This window comes from Photorhabdus antumapuensis (assembly GCF_020387775.1).
In the GTDB taxonomy this organism is placed as follows: domain Bacteria; phylum Pseudomonadota; class Gammaproteobacteria; order Enterobacterales; family Enterobacteriaceae; genus Photorhabdus; species Photorhabdus antumapuensis.
This window is the reverse complement of sequence record NZ_JAHZMK010000020.1, coordinates 1-1,952: the sequence shown is the minus strand read 5'-3', so window position 1 is coordinate 1,952 and position 1,952 is coordinate 1. Positions and strand designations below refer to the sequence as shown.

The 1,952-nt window shown below is 57.0% G+C and carries 2 protein-coding genes; both read right to left on the bottom strand.

Annotated features, from left to right (window positions below):
* The coding region (locus tag KZ793_RS08165) for a two-partner secretion domain-containing protein (RefSeq protein WP_225814902.1) at positions 1-855 on the bottom strand (855 nt) is incomplete at its 3' end.
* 47 nt (positions 856-902) lie between these two features.
* A partial coding sequence (locus KZ793_RS08160; protein WP_225814901.1) for a ShlB/FhaC/HecB family hemolysin secretion/activation protein occupies positions 903-1,952 on the bottom strand: 1,050 nt, incomplete at its 5' end.

Genomic DNA, 1,952 nt, shown 5'->3' with positions numbered 1-1,952 from the left:
CACATCCAACGCAAACTCCGGGTGCTTCTCATTGTCTGTCGATTTTTTCTCAATCTGTTGATGCGCCACATCCACAATATTGCGCCCGGTAGTCACTTTCAGGTCTTGCGCATGTAATTTGGCGTTAATCGCCACCGAACGGGCGATAATATCGGTGTAACTTTGCCGGGTGCTGTCCATGCCGTGCCCGTCAATCCGCACTTCCCCCTGATTGACATCAAACCCTTTCAACCGACCCCGTTCCATCAGGGCTTGCCCGGTGGTGAGCGTGGTGCGGTGCGCATTAATAAAACCGCAACCGTTACAGGTGATCCCCGAAGGGTTGGCAATAATCACCTCGGCTTTATGCCCGGCCACTTCAATCCAGCCATTGAGGTGACTGCGGTCATGGCTGTTGACTTCGTTGAGGATAACGCTGGCGTCCCCTTTGGCTAACCACGGATTGCCCGCCACCATGCCGCCGAGTTGGGTCTGCGTGGCCTGATGGCTGTTATTGAGGATAACCCCTTGTTTATCCACATCAAACTGGCGGTAGCTGTTGTGGGAAACGCCGTCGGCGCCGGGCGTCTGAATATTAACCTGCGGCGTGCCGTTGGCGCTGTGAATGACGGTCGGTTGCTGACGCCCCGGCGCCTGTCCGTCGGCTACAATCGCCGCCTGTGCGGTGAGTGAAATCCCGCCAAGCGCTAACAAGAGACTGAATCGTAACGCGGTGAACCGGCAACGACACGACAGCAGAGATGGCCGACGAGCGCGGCGTCCCGTTCGTCCGCGTCCGGCACGCGCTATCTCGGCCACCACCATCCACAGCTGGCGGGCCTGATTAAAGATAATACGATACAACTGCTTGTTCATGATTTGCTCCACTCACACGCTACCCACTGGCAGCCGGGTTATTTAAATTAATACTGCCAATACAGGTTGAATCCGGCCGTGACCGGGGAGGTTTGGAAACCGGCGGGTTTGGACAGCGGGACGCCGACAAACAGGTCGTAGCTCACCCCTTTCAGGCTGCCTCGCCACCCCAGGGCACTCCCCGCCAGGTGTTTTCCAAGCAGCGCGTCACTGCCCCGTCCGCCCACTTCGCCATAGTCGATCCCCAGATACAGCGACTGCCCCCGCAGCGGGGTTTGCCAGTCCAGTTCGTTACGGCTGTACCAGCCCCGATCAGCGGATAAGGTCAACTCGCCATCAAAGCCGCGCACCGTCCAGCGGCCGCCAATTGAAAAGCGATCCTGGGGCGTCAATGGGCTGGCGCTTATCTGGCGCAAATACTGGGTTTGATAAGAAAAGGGCTGATTAAACAGCGTTAACGGTCCGGCCAGCGTCGCCGAGAATTGGGTGATTTTGGGTAAAGCCGTCCCTTCATTGCGGTACTCTTCCGGCGCCGGTTGTGCGCCAAACCAGCGCATGCCCTGTTGGTAAGTCACCTTGGTATCGAGAGTGGCGTTGCCGATAGTGTGATGATGAGACAGCCCCAGCTTCCAGCCTGCGGTTTCCCGGCGCTGAACATCGATTTCAGTGTTGTCAATAAAATTACGGGACGCCCGGCGATAAATTTCACTGTTGAGCAGGGTTTTCTGGTCGGCGTTACGATGCAGCACCCGACTAAGCTGGACCGCCAGATTTTGGCTTTTGCCCCGGTATTGAATCGCCTGATTCAGTCCGGCGATTGTCTGCATGTAATCGTAGTGACTGGCGGTCACGCTCGCCATCCAGTATCCAAATGGCAGCGAATAATAGAGCGTGTCGTTTTGGCTGCCTTTCCCGGCAGACGCGTGAATATCGCGCCCACCGGAGAGATAGAACAGGTCGCTTAACGCCAGCGGGTTATCCAGAAAAAAGGTGAGTCCGCCCTGATAACGGCCGGTGCTTTTGGACCCGGTATCATCCAGATACGTGGCGACTCGCCAGTGCCGTGACTGACGCCAGTCCAGCACAATATCACTCTC